Source organism: Vibrio sp. 2033 (genome assembly GCF_033339735.1).
The window spans coordinates 1-633 of sequence record NZ_JAWOVC010000465.1; the positions used below are offsets into that span (position 1 = coordinate 1).

A 633-nucleotide genomic window follows, 5' to 3' on the forward strand; every position below is an offset into this window, starting at 1 on the left:
CGCGTACAGACAGCAAGTTTTCGCCTTGTTGGACGAACTTGGAAATGTCGAATTCCGCTGTGAGTCGGCTGCCTTTACTAAAGCCGACGTACTCGCCGTTTACGTACACTTCAAAGTAGGTTTCCACGCCATCGAACTTGATGATGGTTTGTTGGTTATCCCACTGTGGACCAAGTGTAAATGTGCGTTGATAAGCGCCCGTTGGGTTGTCGGTTGGTACAAACGGGACGTCGATCGGGAATGGGAAGCCTTCATCGGTGTATTGCAGATCGCCGTGGCCTTCCATTTGCCACATGTTTGGGACGGTAATGTGTCCCCAGTCGTTCATTGTTTGTGAGTAAAACTCATCAGGTACCAACATTGGGTTGGTGAAATAACGGAATGTCCATTGGCCGCTGAGCAACATAAAGCGGCGACTCAGTTCACGTTGAAAGGTTTGTGCGCTCTGAACAGAGTCGTAGGAGAAAAAGTACGCACGCGGTGCCATACGATTCTCGTGTAAGTGTTGGAAGTTTTCCCAATTGTTCACGTTTTGATCTCCCCTCGGCTTGGTGCGCTTATGTTGGAGTGCGGATTGGTTTCATCGCGGCTCAACATCAGTGCAAAAATAACGGCCGATGTATTGTGAAAAAT

The 633-nt window shown here is 48.8% G+C and carries 1 protein-coding gene; it reads right to left on the minus strand.

What is annotated here, in order from left to right:
- The coding region (locus R7P74_RS27225) for a sugar-binding domain-containing protein (protein WP_336624122.1) at positions 1-529 on the minus strand (529 nt) is incomplete at its 3' end.
- Between the last annotated feature and the right edge of the window lie 104 nt (positions 530-633).